Origin of the sequence: Corynebacterium marinum DSM 44953 (assembly GCF_000835165.1) — a bacterium.
GTDB classification, from domain to species: Bacteria; Actinomycetota; Actinomycetes; order Mycobacteriales; family Mycobacteriaceae; genus Corynebacterium; species Corynebacterium marinum.
Genome location: NZ_CP007790.1, coordinates 702,729 through 724,062, shown reverse-complemented (window position 1 = coordinate 724,062; position 21,334 = coordinate 702,729). Strand labels below are relative to the sequence as shown.

Sequence of the window (21,334 nt, the reverse complement as noted above, 5' to 3'; positions counted from 1 at the left end):
AGACACGTAGAATGTGACCCAAGCCACCATATGGGGAGGTTGTCATGGCTCCACCCGCCAACGCAGAGCTCTTCGACTTCGATGTCGTCGAGTGGTTCAACTCAGAAGCGTTGACTCCGGAGGACCTGCACGGGCGGGTGGTGCTCGTCGAGTTCTTCCAGATGCTCTGCCCGGGCTGCGTCAACAACGGGATCCCCCAGGCGCAGCGGGTCCACCGTCTGGTGAAGGCCGATCAGGTGGCGGTCATCGGAATCCACAGCGTCTTCGAACACCACGACGTCATGACGCCGGCCGCCCTCGCGGTGTTCCTCGCCGAGTTCGGCGTGACCTTCCCCGTCGGCGTCGACCGGCCCGGGGACATCCTGCCGCTGACGATGAAACGCTGGCGGCTCGAGGGCACGCCCGCCACCATGCTCGTCGACCGGCGGGGCCGAGTCCGACAGACCTGGTTCGGAAAGCTCGACGACCTGGTGCTCGGCGTGTGGCTGGGAACGCTGCTGACGGAGACTTAGGCCTCCAGCTGCTCCCCCAGCTCGAGCCACTCCATCTCCAGCTCCTCCCGCTCGGACTCGAGGGCCTTGAGCTTTCCGTCCAGGTCAGCCAGTGTGCCCGTGTCCATCGTCTCAGCCGCGGCAGCCATGTCCGCGTGGATCTTCTCTATCTTCGGGTCGAGTTTCCCGATCTTCCGTTCCAGAGCGTTGAACTGCTTACGCAGGTCACGCTCTTCCTGCGAGCTCAGACCGTCCTGCTTTTCGACGACCGCCCGGTCCTTCTCGCCGAGATCCAGCGGACCGGAACCGGCCGCCGCGGCCATGTCGCGCCGGATCTCCAGGTACTGCTCGATCCCGCGGGGCAGGTTGGTGAGGTTTCCGTCCCCGAACAGAGCCCACGTGGAGTCTGCGACGCGCTCGATGAGATAGCGGTCGTGGGAGATGACCACGAGGGTGCCCGGCCAGGAATCGAGGAGGGACTCCAGCTCCTGGAGGGTGTCGATGTCGAGGTCGTTGGTGGGCTCGTCGAGAAGCAGGACATTCGGTTCCGCCATGAGCACCCGGGTGAGCTGCAGCCGGCGGCGCTCGCCGCCGGAGAGGTCCCCGACCGGGGTGCGCTGACGCTTCGCGGAGAATCCGAGCCGTTCGGCGAGCTGGGACGCGGAAAGCTCCTTCTTGCCCAGCTGGACGTAGGAGGCGACATCCTCCACGGCGTCGATGAGCCGCATAGTGGGATCAAGATCGTCGAGCTCCTGACGCAACCAGCCCAGCCGGACGGTCTGCCCCTGGATGCGCCTGCCCTCGGCGAGGGGATGCTCGCCGGCGAGCGTGCGCAGGAGCGTGGTCTTTCCGGAACCGTTGACACCGACGAGGCCGATGCGCTCGCCGGGCGACAGCCGCCAGGTCAGATGGTCGACGAGCATGCGCCCGTCCGGGGCCTCCACGCGGGCGTCCTCAAGTTCGATGACGACCTTGCCCTGCCGTTGGCGCGAGAAGGCCGTGAGCTCGACGGAGTCGCGCGGGGAAGGAACGTCGGCGATGAGCGCCTCGGCCGACTCGATGCGGTAGCGGGGCTTGGAGGTTCGCGCGGGTGCGCCACGGCGCAGCCAGGCCAGCTCCTTGCGGGCGAGGTTCTGGCGGCGCTGTTCGATGGCGTCGGCCTGCCGGGCGCGTTCCGCGCGGGCGAAGATCCAGTCGTTGTAGCCGCCCTCGTAGATGTCGACGCGGCCGTCGTGCACCTCCCACGTCACGGTTGCGACGATGTCGAGGAACCAGCGGTCGTGCGTGACCACGACGATCGCGATCTTCCGGTTGAGCAGATGCTCCGCCAGCCACTGCACGCCCTCGACGTCGAGGTGGTTGGTCGGCTCGTCGAGGACGACGAGGTCGAGATCGCGCACCAGCGCCGCCGCGAGGTTCACCCGGCGGCGCTCTCCGCCGGAGAGCCCCCCGACCTTCGTGTCCAGACCGAGGTCCGCCACGCCCAGGCCGCCGAGCACCTCGCGGACCAGCGCGTTGGACGCCCATTCGAAGGTCTGCAGGCCCAGCGGCGCGAGGACGACGTCCGCGACGGTGTCCTCGTCCCTGAGGTTCGCCCGCTGCGTGACCACCGCCATCCGCAGGTCGGAGTTGTGGGACACACGGCCGGAGTCGGGTTCCTCAACGCCGGTGAGGACCTCCAGGAGGGTGGTCTTGCCGCCGCCGTTGAGACCGACGACGCCGATGCGTTCGCCGGTCTGGACGCCGAGGCTCACGCCGTCGAGCAGGGTCTTGAGACCCCAGGACTTGGAGACATTCTCGAGATTGATCAGGTTCGCCATATCAACTGCAGAGTCTAGGCCGACGAAGGGGCAGGACGTTAACTTCCGGGGCTGCAGTCGGAACCGACTTCCTATTTCTCGTGATTTTCACCCCGGTCGCGGCGCGGAAGGACGCGTGCGACGCAGTCCGCGGGAGTGCGCAACGGCGCACTCCGCAACGCCATGCGCTGGCCTTATTCTTCGAGGAAGGTCATGTCGGAGGCCCATGTTACGGTGCGGATGATCGAACGCTAATTCGACTACTCGGGGACAACAGGATGCTCGCAACCATCGCTACTCTGACCGACCAGTCCGACACCGACCTCACCGCCGACATCACCGATGCACACCGACAGCTCACCCGCTACAAGGCACGCTTCATCGTCACCCTCGCCGAGTTTCACGCCCGGGAACTCGCCAGTGCACACGGCGCACCCAACACGGCCGTATGGCTGCAACGCACACACGGCATCGCCCGGCGCACCGCCTACGAATACCTCGGCGTCGGCGCGCGGCTGAAGAAATTTCCGCTGCTGGCGCAGGCGTTTCTCGACGCTGCCCTCTCCTACTCCCTCGTCCGCCTCCTGCTGCGCTACATGACCCCGGACAACGAGGAGGAGCTCCTCGAGCTGGCGCGCACCCACCCGTTCGCCGAGCTGGTCCTGCTGCTCGCCGGCCGGGATCAGCCCGACGCCAGGCCTACAGCCAACCGGATCTCCGTCGTCACCGACCCCGACACCGGAGAGGTCCGCATCTGGGGGCGCCTCGACCCCGAGCGCGGGGCGGAGTTCATGGCGGCGCTGAAGATCTCGGAGCTCGCGAACCTCATCGACATCGACGGAGTGGACGAGGAGGTGCTGGAGGACCCCGCAGCCGTCGAGAAGCTCGTCGAGGAGGCGCGGGCGCCGGAGAAGCCGGCGCGGCCATCCCGGTTCGGGCCGCCGCCGGCCGCCACCGTGTTCACCGCCTTCATGGGCCTGATCCACATGGTGCGCAGCCACCCGCTCAGCCGGGTGCGCGCCCCGGGAGCGGAGGTCAATGTCTTGTTCACCCAGGACAACCGGGCCTTCCTCCCCGGCCACCACGGCGGGCGGACCGGCCAGCTGATGCGCTCGGTTCTCAACGGTTCGGTCCGTTACCACCTGCTGTCCAGGTCCGGGCTCGCGCTCAAGGTCACCAGGGCCACGCGCCTCGCCTCCCAGGCGCAGATGAAGGCACTGCTCAACGCCTGGGGTTTCCAGTGCGCCGGGCCCGGCTGCGACCACACCCGCTTCCTGGAGTTCCACCACATCGTCCCCTGGGCGGAGGGCGGCACCACTGAGCTGGCCAATCTGATCCCGCTGTGCTCCGGCTGCCACGCGCTGGTCAGCGCAGGCACCATGACCGTGCACATTGATTCGGATCCCGGGCTCATCCGGTTCCGGTTCCCGGACGGCGAGTCCTACACCTCGGAAAACCGGCAGCCGGCGGTCACAGATGAAGCGATGGGACAGTGGCGCGACCGGTACTTCGACGGACCTGTCCCCCGCGGCGACGAGGACCTGCTGCAGGTGTGGGAGCACGAGGACAGCTTCGACGAACCCCCGGAGGAAGGGGACGGGAGTGCGCCACGGCGCACTCAGTAGATGAGGTGCGCACCCTTCGCCGGTCCGTGGGCGACCGTGCCGGAGTAGGCGCTGCCGTCCGCCAGCAGATCGTCGAGAACGTCACGGGCATGCAATTCGGAACTGCACAGGAACGCCACGGTCGGACCGGAGCCGGACACCATCGAGGCCAGTGCACCCGCATTCATGCCTGCCGTCCGGACATAACCGATGTCGTGTCGCAGCGTGAGCGCCGGTATCTGCAGGTCGTTCGTCATGGCCGCCGCGAGCTGCCGTGGATCCCCGGTCGTCAACGCCCGGGCCAGCTCGCCCGTGTCCAGGGAAGGCGGGACGTTGGTGCTGCCGCCTGAGCGGAGGAAATCGAGCTGGTGGAACACCTTCGGGGTGGACAGCCCTTCGGTGAAGAACGCCAGCGCCCAGTGGTATGTGCCGCGGGAGAGCATCGGCGTGAGCTGCTCGCCGCGGCCGGTGCCCAGCATTGTGCCGCCCCGCAGAGTGAAGGGGACGTCGGACCCCAGCCCGGCAGCGATTTCCGACAAAGTGTCCATGGGCAGGGCCGGGCAGGTTCCACTGAACATGGCATGCGCCGCGACGAGCGCCGCCGCCGCGTCGGCGGAACCTCCGGCCATTCCACCGGCGGTGGGGATGCCCTTATTGATGTGGATCGCCACCCGGGGAGCATCCGACAGTGCATGGTTGGCCCGGTAATAATCGACGAGTTTGTCGACGGCGCGCCACGCCAGGTTCGAGCTGTCCGTCGGCACCGACGCCGCGTCCAGCCCCGCAACGGTCAGCCCGGCGACGATGCTTCCCGAGGTCACCCGGTCGTCGTCGTCGACGTCGAGCCGCACCGTGTCCGAGAGGCTGAGCGACTGGAACACCGTGACGAGGTCGTGGTACCCGTCCGCCCGGCGGTCCCCGACCCCGAGGTGCAGGTTGACCTTGGCGTGCGCGCGTGCCGCGAAGCGCCTCATGAGGCAATCCCCGCCAGCCGCACGAAGTCGTGGACGGTGAGCTTCTCGCCGCGCAACTGCGGGTCGATTCCCGCGCCCCGCAGCGCTTCCTCGGCGGCTGGTGCGGAACCGTAGTGCCCGGACAGCGCGGCGCGGAGGGTCTTTCGGCGCTGGGCGAAGGCGGCGTCGATGACGGGCCAGACAGCGGCGCGCGTCTCATCGGTGATGGGCCACGGTTCGGTACCGGGCTCGAAGCAGTCGATGCGGACCAGGCCAGATTCAATGTTGGGCGCCGGCCAGAACACGTGGCGGCCGATGGCGCCCGCGCGGCGGACATCGCCGTAGAAGGCGGCCTTGACACTGGGGACCCCGTAGATCTTCGAGCCGGATTCCGCGGCCAGCCGGTCCGCCACCTCTGCCTGCACCATGACGAGGACGCGGCGGATACTCGGGAACGTCGCCAGCAGGTTGAGCAGCACGGGAACGGATACGTTGTACGGCAGGTTCGCCACCAGCGCGGTGGGTTCCTCAATATCCTCCGGGGTGACCCGCAGGGCGTCCTTCTGCAGGACAGTCAACCGGTCGGCGTAGTCCGGTGCGCGCCAGGCGACGGTTGCGGGCAGCTCGGCAGCCAGACGACGGTCGATCTCCACTGCGGTGACTTTCTCCACCGTGTCCAGCAACCCGAGCGTCAGCGAACCGAGTCCCGGCCCCACCTCCACGACGTGGTCGGAGGGGTCGAGCTCGGCCGCCGCGATGATCCGGCGCACGGTGTTGGGGTCGTGCAGGAAATTCTGGCCGAGCTTCTTCGTCGGGGTGACGTCGAGTTTCTCCGCCAGGGCGCGGATCTCCACGGGGCCGAGCAGCTCGGCGGGCTGAACACTGGAGGTCATGCAACCAATCTAGACCAACCGGTCGGCAATGCCCTACTGGCTGCCTCGGTGGCTGCCCTCGGCGAACTCCTCCACGATTTTCGCGTTGAAGGCTGGCAGGTCGGCCGGGGTGCGGGAAGAGACCAGTCCGTTGTCCACGTGGACCTCCTCGTCGACCCAGGTCGCTCCGGCGTTGCGCAGATCGGTTTTCAGCGAGGCGTAGGAGGTGAGGGTGCGGCCGTCGAGCACGTCCGCGTCAGCGAGGATCCAGCCGCCGTGGCAGATCACGCCGACCGGCTTGCCCGCCTCGACGTGCTTCTTGACGAAGGAAACGGCGTCGGCGTCCATGCGGATCTTGTCCGCGTTGCCCGTGCCGCCCGGTAGAATGAGTGCATCGAACTCGGCGGGGTCGGCGTCGGCGGTGGTTCCGTCAACTGTGATTGACGTGCCGTTCTTGCCTTCGATGGTGCCCGCCTCGGTCGACAGGACACTCACGGTCGCCCCGCGCTCCCGGACGGCCTCCACCGGCCCGGTCAGCTCGGAATCCTCAAACTGGTTGGTGGCGATGACCGCCACCTTGACGTTGCTCAGGTGAGACATGGTGGTTACCTTTCGCATGCGTTCGGCGGAATATCCTTACGCACCCGAGGGTAACCAGATTCTGCTTTTAGCGCAGGCCCATCTTGGCGGTGCAGGCGGGCCATGCGCCCCAGCCCTGGCTCGCCTGGGTCTTCTCGGCGATGGCGATCTGCTGCTCGCGGGAAGCCAGGTTCGCGGTCGGCGCGAACTGGGTGCCGCCGTACGCGGCCCAGGTGGACGGCGAGAACTGCAGGCCGCCCTGGTAGCCGTTGCCCGTGTTAATGGCCCAGTTGCCGCCGGACTCGCACTGCGCGAGGGTGTCCCAGACGGAACCCCCGCCGACGGCCGGGGCGGAGGCGGCGGGTGCCGCGGCAGCGGCAGCGGAAGCGGATGCCGCGGGTGCCGGCGCGGTCTTGGTGCCGCGGGCGATCTTGGCGGCGGTGGCCGGGGCGACCTCCACCTCGTTGATCTTCTCGCGGGCGGACTCGACGCCGTTGACGGTGGTGATGCGGGTGGTGACCTCGCGGGTGCCGGGGGCGCCTTCGACGAGGACCTTCTCGGTGCCCCGGAGAGCCTCCGGGTCGTCGACGTACTCGGTCTGCGCGGTGAAGGATTCCGTGGCGGTTTCCTCGTCGATGGAGATGCGCTCGATCTCGATCTTCGCTCCCCTGTCCAGCGGGGCGTCGATTTCCGGGGTGACCTTGTCGTGCTCGCCGAGCTCGATGCCGCGGGCGTCGAGAAGCTCGCGGACGGTGGCGGCGGCGATCTCGGTGTAGACGACCTTGCCGCCGTCGTTGACGGCGACGATCTTCGGGGTGGTGATGTCCACGCGCATGCCGTCGGTGAGGCGGGTCCCGCCGTCCTCTTCTATGCGGGCCGCCGGGGTGACGCCGTCGAGCTCGCCGAGGAGGTCCTCGACAGTCAGGGCGGTGGAGGTGATGTCGGTGGTGCGGCCGTCGATGACCACGGCGACGGGCTTGGCGGTGCGGACGGTGATGTTGGAGCCCTTGGTCAACGTCTCGCTGGGTGCCGGGTAGACCAGGTCCTCGTTAGCGACCTCGACGCCGGCGGCCTCGAGGGCGCCGGCGACGTCGCGGGACATGGTGGTCAGCTCGGTCGTCTCGCCGTTGATGTCGAGGGTGACATCCTTCTGTGCTCCGGCGACGGTGACCCCGCCGACCAGCAGCGCACCCATCACACCGCCGGCGGCGAGGCGCTTGGTGGTGGAGGTGCCGGAGTTGATCCGCGTGATTCGTGAAGTGTTGTTGAGGCCCATGGGGATATACATTCTCGATCTCATTCGGGGAAGGCGTGGACTCCAGGTGGCGTTCCCGTCACCCGACTCTGCTCGTTAGTCACAGTACGGTAACAGTTCAATGTCGTCCAGGGAACCTCCAGCGCCCGGAGACGGGGCGACGCCCGACCCCAGGCCGCCCCCACCTGCCCCGACGCGCCATTCAAGCGTCAATGTGAGAATGGTCACCCAACGCGGAGATATACCCGGTCGAAAGTTTCGGAGACCTCTTCGGCGAGCTCCAGCGGTTCCATCCCCCGCGCCTGCGCCACACACAGTGCGGTGTGGCCGATCAACGCCGGCTCGTTGCGCGCCCCCCGGAACGGCTCCGGCGTCATGTACGGCGCGTCGGTCTCGATGAGAACCTGCCCCCGCGGCGCGATCCGGGCGACCTCCCGCAGCTCCCCGTTACGTTTGAAGGTGACGTTGCCCGCGAAGCTGAGGACATACCCGCGGGACAGCGCCTCCTCCGCCACCGCGAGCGGGGAGGAGAAGCAGTGCAGGATCGTCTCCACCGGGCTCGGGGCGTCCGCCAACACGCGCATGAGCTCCTCGTCCGCCTCGCGGTTGTGCAGCATCAGCGCCTTCCCCTCGGCGACCGCCAGGCCGATGTGCCAGCGCAGCGCCTCCTCCTGCACCGCCAGCGGCGCGGTCCGCTCCGGCTCGTGCCTGATCCAGTAGGTGTCCAGGCCGGTCTCCCCCACCGCCACGCACCGCGGGTCGGTGGCCATCTCGGCGAGACGGGCGCGGGCGGCACCGTCCAGCTCGTGCGCCCGGGTCGGATGAATCGCGCACGCCGCGTACACCCGTTCGTGGTGATGCGCCGCCTGCAGAGCCAGCTCCGCCTCGGCCAGCCCGTCGCCCACCGTGCAGAGCTTATCGACGCCCGCGGCCACCGCCCGCGCCACAATCGCGTCCACCTCGTCCGGCGTCCCTGCCCCGGCCGACGCGAGGTGCGTGTGAGCGTCGACGAGGCCCGGGATCGGGTCGGCGGGCACGGGCGTGGGACGGGGCTTCTTCTTCGACATGCCTGCATTGTAGGGGCATGGACTTCTCCCGCCTGGTCGACCTCACCCGCCCGATGTGCCCGGGCCAGCCGAAATTCCCCACCGACCCCGACATGGAGATCCACAGCCTCGCGGCAGCCGGCCCGGACTCCTTCGAGGTGTTGTCCTACCGTCTCGCCGGCCCCTGGGGAACACACGTCGACGCCCCCGGACACGCCGTCCCTGGTGGGCGAACGTTGGCCGAGATCCCACCGGCCGAGCTGATCATGCCCCTCGCCGTCATCCCGCTCACCGGCGCACCCTCCCTCACCGCCGCCGGTATCCGCGCGTGGGAGCGCGCGCACGGGCAGGTCCCCGCCGGAGGCTTCGTCGCCCTGAACACCGGGTGGACGGACCACAACTCCCCCGGCACCCCGGGTTGGGCCCTCGACGCCGTGGAGCTGCTCCACGCCCGGGGAGTGCGGGCGATCGGGCACGACACCCTCAACACCGACCCCGGCGCGCTGACTGCCCTCGGCGACTACCCCGCGCAACGCCTCTGGCTTTCCCGGGACCACTGGCAGGTGGAGTTCCTCACCAACCTGGACCAGGTGCCGGCGACGGGGGCGACGATGTGGGTGTCCTGGCCGGTGCCGGCGGACGGCTCCTCTTTCCCCGCCCGCGCCCTGGCGCTTCTGCCCTAACCCCGGCTGGCCACTGCCAGGGGCAGCACCGGCTGGCCCGTGCGCTCCGCCAGCGCGGCCCCGGCCACGGTGACCGACCAGCCGGTGTCGATGAGATCGGTGACAAGCAGCACCGGACCGTCGGCGGGGCCTACGCCGCTGACATCCCAGTGGTTGAGCAGCGCCGTCACCCGGTAAGCGGAGTTCTGCGCCGTGACCTCATCCGCCCCGGGGCGGACCGGCAGCACACCGGCGTAGACCATCCTGCCGACTCCCGCGACGGCCTCCGCCAGGGCCGCGACGAACTCCGTGGCCGCAGGATCGTGCGAGCCGAGGGCGACGACCGTGGTGGGCCTCGCATCCCAGTCCCAGTCGGAGAGCACCGCGACAATCCGCGGCAACCAGGTGTCCTGCTGCCAGGGTGAGGTCGGCCGCCAGGACTTCTCTGCCAGCAGCGCCGTCAGCGCCGGGCCCCGGGCGATGTCGTTGAGCCTGCCCAGCGCGCGGCCGGGCTCGACCCCGTGGATGCGCCCGCGCACGCTGATGCCGGTGGGCCACTGCCGCCGCTGGGCGACTCTGACCCCGGGGGCGGTGAGACGCTCGGAGACGCGCTGGGCAACCGAGGCGTCGATACCCGTGTCCCACCTGCTCCCCGTGCAGTTGTCGCAGCGGCCGCACGGCCCCGTGGCGGTGGAATCGTCGAGCTGCCCACGCAGGAAGAGCATGCGGCAGGAGTCCGCTGCCTCGTAGGCGAGCATGGCCTCCTGCTCGGCGGTTCGCGCCTGGGCGAGGGCGGCGTAGCGTGCGGCGTCGTAATGCCAGTCCCGCCCGGTCCCCAGCCAGCCGCCCTTGACGCGCCGCACGGCACCGTCGACGTCGAGCACCTTGAGGACCTGGTCGAGCCGGGAACGCGAGAGGTTGACCTGCGCCTCCAGCTTCATCGTCGACTGCGCCTCATCGGTGAGGACGCTGAGCAGGTGGCGGACCGTGTCCTCGTCAGGGAAGGAGACCGAGGCGAAATACTCCCAGATCTCGGTGTCCTCCGCGCCGGGCAGGAGGATGACGTCGGCGCGTTCCGTGCCGCGGCCCGCACGGCCGATCTGCTGGTAGTAGGACACCGGGGATCCCGGCGCGCCGACGTGCACGACGAAGCCGAGATCCGGCTTGTCGAAGCCCATGCCCAACGCCGAGGTCGCCACCAGCGCCTTGAGCTCGTTGTCGAGCAGCGCATGTTCGAGACGCTCCCGCTCCCCCGCCTCGGTGCGCCCGGTGTAGGCGGCGACGTTCCACCCGGCGGCCTCGAGCGCCTCCGCGAGGTCCTCCGCGGCGGCGACGGTGAGGCAGTAGATGATGCCAGAGCCCTCGAGCTCCGCCAGGTGGGTGGCCAGCCAGGCGGGCCGGGTGGTGGTGTCCGCCAGACGCACCACCGCCAGATGCAGCGACTCCCGGTCCAGGCCGCCGCGCAACACCCCCGTGTCTTCTCCCAGTTGCGCCTGCACGTCCGCGACGACGCGGTCGTTGGCCGTGGCTGTGGTCGCCAGCACGGGTACACCTTCGCGCAGACCGGCAAGCAGGTCGCGGATACGGCGGTAGTCGGGGCGGAAATCGTGGCCCCAGTCGGAAATGCAGTGCGCCTCATCCACGACCACCATGCCGACGGTCGCCGCGAGCGCCGGGAGGACCTCGTCCCGGAAACCGGGGTTGTTCAGCCGTTCCGGGGAGATCAACAGGACGTCCACCTCCCCGGCCGCGACCTTCGCCTGGATCTCCTCCCACTCCGTCATGTTCGCGCTGTTGAGCGTGGCCGCGCGGATCCCCGCCCGTTCCGCCGCCGCCACCTGGTTGCGCATGAGCGCAAGCAGCGGCGAGATGATCAGCGAGGCCCCCGCACCGGCCTCCCGGCGGAGCTTCGCCGCGATGAAGTAGACCGCGGATTTGCCCCACCCCGTCCGCTGGACGACGAGCATCCGGCGCCGGTGGTTGACGAGAGCGTCGATCGCTGTCCACTGGTCGTCGCGCAACTGCGCGCCCGGTCCTGCGATACCGGTGAGAAGTTCGTTGGCCATTGACCTGGTTGCCTGCATGGACACCACGGTATCCCAGGCCCCCGACATTAGGCGTGAGCTGCAAGTTCGTCGTCGATGGAGACGTTGCGCGCGGCCCGGAAACCCACCGCCGCCATCAGCGCGCACAACGCCATCAGGACGGGCAGGATGACCGACCATCCCCCGGTGGCCTCGCGGACGACGCCGACGAGCAACGGGCCGGCCGCCGCGATGACGTAGCCGATCGGCTGGACGAAACCGGAGAGCCGTGCGGTGACCAGCGGCACGCGGCTGCGCGCGGGGATCAGCGCGATGGCGGTGGGGAAACAGAAGCCGCCCACGCCGAGCAGGGCCGCCCACAGCATCGGCGTGGTGGCGGGTGCCAACCACAGACCGAGGTAGCCGGCGCCCATGAGGGCGGAGAACAGCACGGGCAACCACACGATACTGCGCAGGCGGTGGATGATCGCCGGCATGATCAACCCGCCGATGATGTTGAAACTTCCGGTCAGCGCGAGCGCCAGGCTCGCTGTGGCGGCCGATACCCCGTGGTCGACGTAGATCTTGGGCAGCCAGCCCATCTGGATGTAGGCGTGCATGGACTGCAACCCGAAGAACAGCATGAGGAACACCGCGGTCGGCGAACGCCAGAGGGAGACCGATCTGACGGGCCCGCCGGTATGGCCGGCCGTGCGCGGCGGCGTGGAGGACGGCACGTCCCGGCCGACCCGCAGCACCAACCCGAACCAGACGAGCACCTGGAGGGCGGCGGGAATGGTCCACAGGAACAGGGCCCACCGCCAGGCGTCCGGGGCGTCGGAAATCACGGCGGTGAGCGGGCCGACGGCGCCGGAGAAACCGAGGACTGAACCGTAGACAGTCATGAGCGCCACGATGTGCCGGCCGCCGTGGTTCTTGATCCACGCGGGCAGGAGAACGTTCGCCACGGCGATACCTGTGGTGACCAGCGCAGTGAACACGATGAACACCCAGATGCCTCCCACCCAGGGCCGTGCCGCCAGGCCGATGACAGCGAGGGCCGCACCCAGGAACAGCGTGCGGGTCAATCCCAGGCGGATGGCCAACGGCACTGCCAGCAGGCCGAAGATCGCGAAGAAGAGGCCGGGGATGGCGGTGATGACGCCCGCGAGGGAGCCGCCGACCTGGAAGGCGTCGAGGGTGTCCGCCAGGACCGCGCCGAGCGATGAGATACCGGCACGCAGGTTGAAGGCGGCGATGAACACCGCCGTAAACAACAGCAGCGCCGGCAGGACGGTTCGCGTACTCACTGGGGTTTCCTCCTTCAGCAGGGATCCCAGCGTAGTACGTAACACCAATTACTGGACGGGCGCCCACTCCGGGCCGGTCTCCGCCAGCTCCGGGTCCAGCTTCTGGATCAGCGGGGCGGGCTTGGCCAGCGGGGTGCCGGGCACGACGTCGATACGCTTCCACACCGCCTGCTGGGCGGAGTAGTTGCCGGTGATCACCGGGTAGGTCTGGCCCTCCTCGGGCAGGCCGACGCCGACGAGTTCGACCGGCATGTCGTCGGCGACTTCGTGGATCTCGGGCTTCGCGGCCCAGACACCGTCGCGGCCGAGAGTCTCGTGCACCCGCTGGGCGATATGGGGCAGGTACGGGGTGAGCAGCACGTTGCAGTCGGAGACGACCTGCAGCGCGGTCCACAGGACGGTGGCCAGACGCTCGCGCTGGGACTCGTCCTTAGCCAGCTTCCACGGCTCCTGCTCGGCGATGTAGGCGTTGGCCTCGCCGACCACGTGCATGGCGGCGGTGATGCCGTTCTTGAACTTCGACTGCGCCAGGTTGTCCCCGACGATGTCGAAGGTGGTGGCCGCCAGATCGAGGATCCGCAGATCGGAGTCGGTGAGTTCGGCCGGGGCGGGGACCGCGCCGAAATTCTTGTGCGCCATGGACACCGTGCGGTTGACCAGGTTCCCCCAGCCGTTGGCGAGCTCGTTGTTCACCCGGCGGACGAACTCGTCCCAGGTGAAGTCGGTGTCGGTGTTCTCCGGGCCGGCGACGGCGATGAAGTAGCGCAGCGGATCCGGGCCGAACTCGGCGAGAAAATCCTTGACGTAGATGACCACGCCTTTGGACGAGGAGAACTTCGAGCCCGACATGGTGAGGAACTCCGAGGACACGACCTCTGTCGGCAGGTTGATCTCGCCGTACTTGTGGAGCTCGCCCCCCTTCGATCCCTTGCCGGCGTACCCGATGAGCTCGGCAGGCCAGATCTGGGAATGGAAGGTGATGTTGTCCTTGCCCATGAAGTAGAAGCCGGCGGCCTCGGGGTCCTGCCACCACTGCTTCCACGCGTCCGGGTTTCCGGAGCGCCACGCCCACTCGATGGAGGCGGAGAGGTAGCCGATCACGGCGTCGAACCACACGTAGAGCTTCTTGGCGTTGTTGTCTGCCCAGCCGTCGACCGGGATCGGGACGCCCCAGTCGATGTCGCGGGTCATGGCGCGCGGGCGCAGGTCCTCGAGCAGGTTGAGGGAGAACTTCAGCACGTTGGGGCGCCAGTCCTCGCGGCCGCGCAGCCACTCCCCCAGCGCGCCGGCCAGGGAGGGCAGGTCGAGGAGGAAATGCTCCGTCTCGACGAACTTCGGGGTTTCCCCGTTGACCTTGGAGACCGGGTTGATCAGGTCGGCCGGGTCGAGCTGGTTGCCGCAGTTGTCGCACTGGTCGCCGCGCGCGCCGTCGGCGCCGCAGATCGGGCAGGTGCCCTCGATGTAGCGGTCCGGCAGGGTGCGGCCGGTCGACGGGGAGACCGCGCCCATCGTGGTCTCCCTGATCATGTAGCCGTTCTCGTACAGGCCGGTGAACAGCTCCTGCACCACCGCGTAATGGTTGCGGGTGGTGGTGCGGGTGAACAGGTCGTAGGACAGGCCGAGCCCGGCGAGGTCCTCCACGATCTGGCGGTTGTAGCGGTCGGCGAGCTCCTTGACCGTCACGCCCTCCTTGTCCGCCTGCACCAGCAGCGGTGTGCCGTGTTCATCCGTGCCCGAGATCATGAGGACCTCGCTGCCGATCATCCGCTGGTAGCGGGCGAAGACGTCGGAGGGGACGCCGAAACCGGCGACGTGTCCGATGTGGCGGGGGCCGTTCGCATACGGCCAGGCGACGGAGACAAGCACAGACTGGGTCATGGGATACACCCTATTTCATGGGCGTCTGCTTGTTGCGCTTGGCCAATCGCTTCTGCCGCCGCGCCTTCAGTTCCTCCGCCCGGACATGCTCGGCGTGGATGCGCCGTTCGCGCGCCAGACGGGCCGCGAAGTCCAGCTGAGAGCGGTGGTCGAGGTACTGGACGTCGTTTCTGAGGTCCTTCACCAGCGCAAACATCAGTCCGATGATGATCAACAGGAAGGGGCTGGCGGCGACGATGGTGATGGACTGCAGGTTCGCCAGGGAGTCCTCGCTCGCGGTGAGCATGACCATGCCGACGGCCGCGGTCATCAGGCCCCACAGCGCGGAGACCCACGGGGTGGGGTTGGTGCGGCCGTGCTGGGACAGCGTGGCCATCACGGTCGACGCGGAATCAGCCGAGGTAATGAAGAACGAACCCAGCAGGATCATCGCCACCACGCCCATGATGGTGCCGCCCGGCAGCTGGTGGAGCAGGTTGAACAACTGGGACTCGGCCGTGCCGTCGCCCCAGATGGAGGTGCCGTTCTGCTCGAAGGTGATGGCGGTGCCGCCGAAGATGGAGAACCACACCACCGACACCAGCGACGGCACGACCAGGACGCCGATGGTGAATTCGCGGATCGTGCGGCCCCGGGAGATGCGCGCCAGGAACATGCCCACGAAGGGCGACCAGGAGATCCACCACGCCCAGTAGAAGATGGTCCAGCCGCCCAGCCACTCGCCGGCGGTGCCGTCGGCTGACACGGCGGTACGACCCGCCATCTCGAAGAACTGGGCGAAGTAGGAGGAGAGCGAGGTGGGCATGAGGTTGAGCACCGAGATCGTCGGGCCGAGGACGAACACGAAGATGGCCAGGAGCGCGGCCAGGATCATGTTCGCGTTGGACAGGTACTGGATGCCCTTGCCCACACCGGAGACCGCGGAGATCAGGAAGGCCAGCGTGAGCACGCCGACGATGCCCACGATGGTCCACGTGCCAGGCGAATCAATCAGCCCGGAGGCGGAGAGCCCGGCCCGGATCTGCAGCGCGCCGACACCCAGAGAGGTGGCGGTGCCGAAGATGGTGGCGATGATGGCCAGGACGTCGATGAGCCGGCCGAAGCCGCCCCGCGCACCCTTCTCCCCGATGAGCGGGATGAAGGCCGAGGAGACCAGCTGGCGGCGTCCCAGACGGAACGTGGAGTAGGCGATGGCCAGGCCGACGATTCCGTAGATCGCCCAGGGGTGCAGCGTCCAGTGGAACAGTGTCGCCGCCATGGCGGTGCCGACCTCCTGCGGCTGATGGGCGGGCACGCCCTCGCGGTAGAAGGTGAGCGGCTCCGTCGCGCCGTAGAACATCAGGCCGATGCCCATGCCGGCGGCGAACATCATCGCGATCCAGGAGACCGTGCGAAACTCCGGCGCCTCGTCGTCGCCGCCGAGCCGGATGGTTCCGAACTTGGTCACCGCGATGACGATCATGTATCCGACGAAGATGGTGCCGAAGATGACGAAGGCCCAGCCGAGGTTGTCCACCACGAAGGAGAGGGCGGAGGAAGCGAAGTTAGCGAAATTATCGGGGGCGAGAATACCCCAGCCGACCGTGGCCAGCACGACGGCGGCGGAGACGAGGATGATGCCCCAATCGAAGGTCGGGGCCTCCCCCGCCGCATCGCCGAGCGCCTCCCGGTCCGTGGCGGCCTGGTCCGTGGCGGCTTGGTCGAATTGGTTGATCTGCTCGCCGATGACGTCGGCGTCCGACATCATCGAGGCCAGCTCCTGGGTGGCTGTTGAATCAGTTAGTCCCTCTTGAGGGTCGGAAGTGGTCATTCCTTTAGTCTCCCAGCTAAGGCGCTGGTTTCCACTTCCGGACGCACGCAAAGAGCGGGCGTGCAGGCTTTTTCATCCCGGCCGTCGCCGTCGGGAGACAAGTTACGGCAGTTCACCGGCGTTAAACTGCCGACTTCCTCACAACCTCATAACAAATCCCTGACAACCCTCAACGCGCGGCGAGAACCGCCTCGTACAGCTCTCGGTTGGATACCCCCCGCCCGGCCGCGACCTGCCGGCAGGCATCTTTCAGCCGCACGCCCTCGCCCACGAGGGACTCCACCACGGGCACGAGGTCGGCCACGTTGAACTCCTCCGGCGTCCCGCCCTCGATGACGACAGTGATCTCGCCCTTCACTCCCCCGGCCGCCCACTCGGCGAGCTCCGGCAGGGTGCCCCGGCGGACCTCCTCGTAGGTTTTGGTCAGCTCCCGGCACACCGCCGCGCGGCGGGTGCCGCCGAGGATCTCTGCTGCGTCGGCGAGCGTTTCGGCCAGACGGTGCGGGGACTCGAAGAAGCAGGCCGCGCGCTCCTCCGTGCGCAGCGACCCCAGCCACTCCCGGCGGGCGCCGGCCTTGCGGGGCGCGAAGCCGTCGAAGAGGAAACGTCCCACCGGAAGGCCGGACAATGCGAGAGCCGTCGGCACGGCGGAGGGGCCGGGCAGGCAGGTGACGGGGACGCCTCCGGTGTGGGCGGCGTCGACGAGCGAGTAGCCCGGGTCGGAGACCAACGGCATACCTGCGTCGGTGACCACGAGGACGATGCCGGTGCGGGCGGCGTCGAGAAGCTGCTGGGCTCGGCCCTCTTCGTTGTGGTCGTAGTTGGACACCACCTTCCCGCGGATCTCCACCCCCAGCGCGGCCGCGAGATTGCGCACCCGGCGGGTGTCCTCGGCGGCGATCACGTCCGCCCCGGCGAGTGCGGCGCGCAGGCGCGGGGAGGCGTCGTGGATGTTGCCCAGCGGGGTGGCGGCGAGCACCACTCCCCTGGGGGGCAGCAGGGAGGTATCGGAAACCATGACTGCCATGCTAGGCCCTCACGTCGGCACTGTGACCTAGACTCATCCGGGTGAGCACAGCCGTGGACAGTCAACCCCGTTTCGCCGCCCGGGTCCGGCCCGTCACGCCCCAGCCGTTCGGGTGGACCCGGGCCGACACCGTCAGCACTCTCGTCGTCGCCGCCCTGGCCCTGTTCACCCGCTTCGTGGGCCTGACCACCGCGACATCCTCCGGCACACCGGTCTTCGACGAGAAGCACTACGTTCCCCAGGCATGGGACATGGTGCGCTCCTGGATCAATCCGCTGACCGGCGGCATCGAGTCCAATCCGGGCTACGGCCTGGTGGTGCACCCGCCACTGGCGAAGCAGCTCATCGCGCTCGGCGAGTGGATGTTCGGGTACACCCCCCTGGGCTGGCGTTTCATGGTGGCGCTGTTCGGCGCCGCGACGGTCGTGATGACGATGCTGCTCGTCCGGCGGTTGGCGGGTACGTGGCAGGTGGCCACCTTCGCCGGCCTGCTGGCCACTTTCGACGGCGTGCTGCTGGTCGCCTCGCGCTTCGGCATGCTGGACATCTTCCAGGTGTTCTTCATCGTCACGGCGGTCTTCGCCCTAGCCTGCGACCACGCCCAGATGCGGGCCCGCATCCACCGGGCATGGGTGGAGGGGCGCCTGGGCGACTCCGCGTTGGGCCCGCGGCTGGGTTTCCGCTGGTGGCGTTTCACCGCAGGCGTATTCCTCGGCCTGTCCCTGGGGGTGAAATGGTCCGGCCTGTACTACATGGCATTCTTCGGCCTGCTGGCGGTCTTCCTGGACCTCGCGCTGCGGCGCCGCTACGGGATCCGCCGCCCGCTCCTCGGGGCGCTGGTGCGCGACGCCTTCCCCGCGTTCGCGTCGATGGTCATCCTGCCGGTGCTGCTCTACCTCTGGTCGTGGCGGGCCTGGTTCGCGTCCGAGACCTCGGTCTACCGGCACGCGAAGGTCGACGGCACCATCGGTTCAGAATCCTTGCTGAGGTTCCTGCCGGACTGGGCCGCGGGGTTCGCCTACTACCACCAGTCGGTGCTGGGGTTCCACGCCTCGCTGACCACCTCCGGGGGCCATTCTCACCCCTGGGATTCAAAACCATGGTCGTGGCTGGTGGCGGGGCGGCCCATCCTCTATTTTTCCTCCACCGACGTCGACTGTGCGGCGGGCACGTGCCGCCGCATGATCTACCTCTTCGGCACCCCGGCCATCTGGTGGCTGACGGTGCCGGTGCTGGCGTGGGCGGTCTGGTGCCTCGTAGTCCGCCGCGACCGCCGTTTCCTCCTCCCGGTGGTGGCTTTCGCCGCCGGTTTTCTCCCCTGGCTCGTCGGGTACGACCGCCAGATGTACTTCTTCTACGCCACCGCGCTGAGCCCCTTCCTCATCGCGATGCTGGCGCTCACCCTGGGGCAGGTGCACGGCCGGGGCGCCGAGGTCACCTGGCGGTGGGCGCGCAGGCTCTCGGAGGGGGGAATCCGCTGGGGCACCGTGGCGGTGGTCTCGTACCTTTCGCTGGCGGCGGCCATGTTCCTCTACTGGTCGCCCATCCTGTACGGCTACCTCGTCCCGGAGAGCTGGTACCAGTCGCTCATGTGGCTGCCCAGCTGGCGTTAGCGCGGGGAGGACGGACGGGGCTAGACCGGTTTCGCGGCCAGTTCACGCCAGACGGCGCGCAGCGTGACGTAGCCGTGGTGGTTCAACCAGGTCCACACCATTCCCACCGCGGTGAACAGCAGCAGGCCCAGGCCGACGAGCTGGGGGCCCGCGACGGTGTCCAGCACCAGGTCGCGGACGACGAAGCCGAACATGAACGTCCAGAGCGCCGCGACGACGGTGACGAGGCCGGACACCAGACGCGGTTTCCAGGCGATGGTGAACAGACCGAGGGCGAGGGACAGCCGGAAGGCCGCGGCGTCGACGAGCAGCGAGGCGGTGCGCGGATCGGAGTCCAGGGCCACGACGCCGTCGTCGCTGACCGGGGTCAGGCCGCTGGCGTCGCCGAGCAGCTGCACCCCCCACACCACCCAGATAAGGCCCGCGACGATCAGCAGGATCCGGGAGACCGCCAGCCCCACCATGCGGGAGTTGGCGGTGCGCCGCCACTCCGGTTCCACGCCCGCGATGATCAGCTCGGAGAGGTCCGGCGGGGCCATGCCGCCGTCCGCAGGCTCGATGAAGCGTAGCCGCCGGCTGAGCGCCACCGCCTCCTCCTGGAACTGGCGGCACTGCGCGCAGCCGGTGAGGTGGGCGTCGACGACGTCGTCGTCGAGCGGGGACGGCTCGCCGTCGAGCCGGGCGGAGAGCGCGGCCTGCACCTGGTCGTGGTCAATCACGTGCCAGCACCCCGTCCAGGCTCGCGCGGCCGGCCCCGAAGACGATGATCATCACCAGAGCGGCCGTCATGACGAGCGGGAACTCCACGCCGCCGGTCGCGGTGAAGAACCCCTCGCCGACATGCACGAACCACATCGCGGCCACCATGAGAAGCGCCAGCACGCCCGCCACCGCCGTGGTGAGAATGCCCACCACGAGCAGCGCCCCGCCGACCAGCTCGACGGCCATGACCAGCCACGCGGACAGTTTGGGCTGCGGAACGCCCCAGGCGCTGAACTGCCCCGTGGTCTCCGTCAGCCCCGTGATGACGAGCTTGTCCCAGCCGTGGGCGACGAACACGGTGCCGAGGACGATACGCAGGAGCAGCAGCGCAGCATCCCTCACAGCCGGTTTATCCATGCGATTAGACTACCCCGAAAGGCCGCATCCCCCGGAGAAGGGAGTCACCGTGCTCATTGATTCGCCCATCGGACCGCTCAGCCTCAGCGCCAGCGGCACCGGACTCACCGGAATCAGTTTCGGGGGCCCCGACGGGCCTCCGACTCCCCTGCTCCTCGACGCCGCCCGCCAGCTCGCCGACTACTTCGCCGGCACCCGACGGCTTTTCGACGTCCCCCTCGACCTCCCCGCCGCCGGCTTCCGCGCCGCCGCGCAGGCCCGGCTGGCGGAGATCCCCTACGGGCGGACCGTCACCTACGCGGAACTCGCGGCCATGAGCGGCAACCCGCGGGCCGTCCGCGCGGCGGGCAGCGCCTGCGCGACCAACCCGCTGCCCATCATCCGCCCCTGCCACCGGGTGCTGCGCAGCGACGGCTCACTCGGCGGCTACCGCGGCGGACTCGACGCCAAGAGGTGGTTGCTCGACCACGAAAAGCGGATGTCGGGAACCGGCGGAGCTCCGGCGCAGTCCAATAGGTCATGAACCCCACCCATTCACCCGACCTGGTCATCGGCTCCGACGGGCTCGCCCGCCCGGCGTGGGCCGCCACCACCGACCTGCTGCGCGCCTACTACGACACCGAATGGGGCATGCCCGTCCGGACCGAGCAGGGACTTTTCGAGCGGCTCTCCCTCGAATCCTTCCAGGCCGGCCTCTCCTGGGCACTGGTCCTGCGCAAGCGCGGAGGTTTCCGAGCCGCGTTCGCGGATTTCGACCCGGACGCGGTGGCCGCGTTCGATGACGGGGACGTCGAGAAGCTGATGGCCAACCCCGAGATCATCCGGAACCGGCGCAAGATCCACTCCGTGGTCAACAACGCCCGCGCCACTGTGGCGCTACGCGGCCGCGGCGGGCTGGTCGACCTCATCTGGTCCCACCAGCCGGAGGAGACGCCCTACCCACGCACCCTCGCCGAGATCCCCTCCCGCTCCCCGGAGTCCGAGGCCCTGGCGAAGTCCCTGAAGGCGGCCGGTTTCACCTTCGTGGGCCCCACGATGATTTTCGCCCTCATGGAGGCGGTCGGGATGGTGGACACTCATCTCCTGGAGTCCCACCGGCGGGGAAGCTCCGGGGTCTGGGCCTAGGGCCACCCGTCACTGTGCGCCACGACGAAAACCACCTGCCGGCACTCAGTAAAAGTGCTGGCAGGTGGCCTTTTATTGTGGAGCTAAGGGGAATCGAACCCCTGACCTTCGCATTGCGAACGCGACGCTCTACCAACTGAGCTATAGCCCCTCGGCGAGGGTGCGGA

Annotated in this window: 19 protein-coding genes and 1 tRNA gene; 6 read left to right on the top strand and 14 right to left on the bottom strand. The window is 68.6% G+C overall.

Going from position 1 to position 21,334, the window contains the following annotated elements:
- The first annotated feature begins 44 nt into the window (after positions 1-44).
- A complete protein-coding gene (locus B840_RS03550) occupies positions 45-512 on the top strand; it encodes a TlpA disulfide reductase family protein (protein ID WP_042620993.1) in 468 nt (155 codons plus the stop codon).
- On the opposite strand, the gene B840_RS03545 is transcribed toward B840_RS03550, so the two are convergent.
- The gene (locus B840_RS03545; protein ID WP_042620992.1) at positions 509-2,311 is read right to left on the bottom strand and encodes an ABC-F family ATP-binding cassette domain-containing protein; all 1,803 of its coding nucleotides are present in this window, start codon (positions 2,309-2,311) and stop codon (positions 509-511) included. The two genes, B840_RS03550 and B840_RS03545, sit on opposite strands and share 4 nt — an antisense overlap.
- A gap of 257 nt (positions 2,312-2,568) precedes the next feature.
- Here B840_RS03545 and B840_RS03540 point away from each other — a divergent pair, with 257 nt between their 5' ends.
- Entirely contained in the window at positions 2,569-3,915 is a 1,347-nt protein-coding gene (locus B840_RS03540; protein ID WP_052491074.1) for an HNH endonuclease signature motif containing protein, read from the top strand.
- Here the strand turns inward: B840_RS03540 and B840_RS03535 are convergent.
- The 5 genes from B840_RS03535 to B840_RS03515 all read right to left on the bottom strand — a co-directional run bounded on the left by B840_RS03535 (position 3,909) and on the right by B840_RS03515 (position 8,620).
- Positions 3,909-4,868, bottom strand: a complete 960-nt coding sequence (locus B840_RS03535; protein ID WP_042620991.1) for a 4-(cytidine 5'-diphospho)-2-C-methyl-D-erythritol kinase — start codon at positions 4,866-4,868, stop codon at positions 3,909-3,911. The two genes, B840_RS03540 and B840_RS03535, sit on opposite strands and share 7 nt — an antisense overlap.
- The gene (gene rsmA / locus B840_RS03530; RefSeq protein WP_042620990.1) at positions 4,865-5,740 is read right to left on the bottom strand and encodes a 16S rRNA (adenine(1518)-N(6)/adenine(1519)-N(6))-dimethyltransferase RsmA; all 876 of its coding nucleotides are present in this window, start codon (positions 5,738-5,740) and stop codon (positions 4,865-4,867) included. The genes B840_RS03535 and rsmA overlap by 4 nt, the downstream gene beginning before the upstream one ends.
- A 33-nt stretch (positions 5,741-5,773) precedes the next feature.
- Positions 5,774-6,319 (bottom strand): type 1 glutamine amidotransferase domain-containing protein, encoded by a 546-nt coding sequence (locus B840_RS03525; protein ID WP_042620989.1) that lies wholly within the window; start codon positions 6,317-6,319, stop codon positions 5,774-5,776.
- Between the two features lie 67 nt (positions 6,320-6,386).
- Positions 6,387-7,586, bottom strand: coding sequence for a resuscitation-promoting factor (locus tag B840_RS03520; protein ID WP_244878197.1), 1,200 nt, complete (start codon positions 7,584-7,586; stop codon positions 6,387-6,389).
- Between the two features lie 191 nt (positions 7,587-7,777).
- On the bottom strand, positions 7,778-8,620 hold the full coding sequence (locus tag B840_RS03515) for a TatD family hydrolase (protein ID WP_042620987.1): 843 nt from the start codon (positions 8,618-8,620) through the stop codon (positions 7,778-7,780).
- Between the two features lie 17 nt (positions 8,621-8,637).
- Here B840_RS03515 and B840_RS03510 point away from each other — a divergent pair, with 17 nt between their 5' ends.
- On the top strand, positions 8,638-9,282 hold the full coding sequence (locus B840_RS03510; RefSeq protein WP_042620986.1) for a cyclase family protein: 645 nt from the start codon (positions 8,638-8,640) through the stop codon (positions 9,280-9,282).
- Here B840_RS03510 and B840_RS03505 read toward each other — a convergent pair.
- From B840_RS03505 to rsmI, 5 genes are all read right to left on the bottom strand, one after another.
- Entirely contained in the window at positions 9,279-11,345 is a 2,067-nt protein-coding gene (locus B840_RS03505) for a RecQ family ATP-dependent DNA helicase (protein WP_042622484.1), read from the bottom strand. The genes B840_RS03510 and B840_RS03505 overlap by 4 nt on opposite strands.
- A 29-nt stretch (positions 11,346-11,374) precedes the next feature.
- Positions 11,375-12,595, bottom strand: coding sequence for an MFS transporter (locus B840_RS03500; RefSeq protein WP_229676587.1), 1,221 nt, complete (start codon positions 12,593-12,595; stop codon positions 11,375-11,377).
- A 48-nt stretch (positions 12,596-12,643) separates the two neighbouring features.
- On the bottom strand, positions 12,644-14,473 hold the full coding sequence (metG, locus tag B840_RS03495) for a methionine--tRNA ligase (protein ID WP_042622482.1): 1,830 nt from the start codon (positions 14,471-14,473) through the stop codon (positions 12,644-12,646).
- 10 nt (positions 14,474-14,483) lie between these two features.
- Positions 14,484-16,283: a BCCT family transporter gene (locus B840_RS03490; protein WP_042620985.1), complete on the bottom strand. Its 1,800-nt coding sequence runs from the start codon at positions 16,281-16,283 to the stop codon at positions 14,484-14,486.
- Positions 16,284-16,452: 169 nt separating this feature from the next.
- Positions 16,453-17,301 carry a 16S rRNA (cytidine(1402)-2'-O)-methyltransferase gene (gene rsmI / locus B840_RS03485; protein ID WP_042622481.1) on the bottom strand — a complete coding sequence of 283 codons (849 nt, stop codon included), beginning with the start codon at positions 17,299-17,301 and terminating at the stop codon, positions 16,453-16,455.
- Positions 17,302-17,345: 44 nt separating this feature from the next.
- On the opposite strand from rsmI, the gene B840_RS03480 reads away from it, so the two are divergent.
- Entirely contained in the window at positions 17,346-18,923 is a 1,578-nt protein-coding gene (locus B840_RS03480) for a dolichyl-phosphate-mannose--protein mannosyltransferase (protein ID WP_042620984.1), read from the top strand.
- A gap of 20 nt (positions 18,924-18,943) precedes the next feature.
- On the opposite strand, the gene B840_RS03475 is transcribed toward B840_RS03480, so the two are convergent.
- Positions 18,944-19,642, bottom strand: a complete 699-nt coding sequence (locus tag B840_RS03475) for a zf-HC2 domain-containing protein (protein ID WP_042620983.1) — start codon at positions 19,640-19,642, stop codon at positions 18,944-18,946.
- The gene (locus tag B840_RS03470; protein ID WP_042620982.1) at positions 19,635-20,042 is read right to left on the bottom strand and encodes a DoxX family protein; all 408 of its coding nucleotides are present in this window, start codon (positions 20,040-20,042) and stop codon (positions 19,635-19,637) included. Before B840_RS03470 ends, B840_RS03475 begins: the two co-directional genes overlap by 8 nt.
- Between B840_RS03470 and B840_RS03465 the strand changes: the two genes are divergently transcribed.
- A complete protein-coding gene (locus B840_RS03465; protein WP_042620981.1) occupies positions 20,041-20,565 on the top strand; it encodes a methylated-DNA--[protein]-cysteine S-methyltransferase in 525 nt (174 codons plus the stop codon). The genes B840_RS03470 and B840_RS03465 overlap by 2 nt on opposite strands.
- The gene (locus B840_RS03460) at positions 20,562-21,167 is read left to right on the top strand and encodes a DNA-3-methyladenine glycosylase I (RefSeq protein ID WP_042620980.1); all 606 of its coding nucleotides are present in this window, start codon (positions 20,562-20,564) and stop codon (positions 21,165-21,167) included. The genes B840_RS03465 and B840_RS03460 overlap by 4 nt, the downstream gene beginning before the upstream one ends.
- Positions 21,168-21,245: 78 nt before the next feature.
- On the opposite strand, the gene B840_RS03455 is transcribed toward B840_RS03460, so the two are convergent.
- Positions 21,246-21,318 (bottom strand) — tRNA-Ala (locus B840_RS03455).
- Positions 21,319-21,334 lie beyond the last annotated feature (16 nt).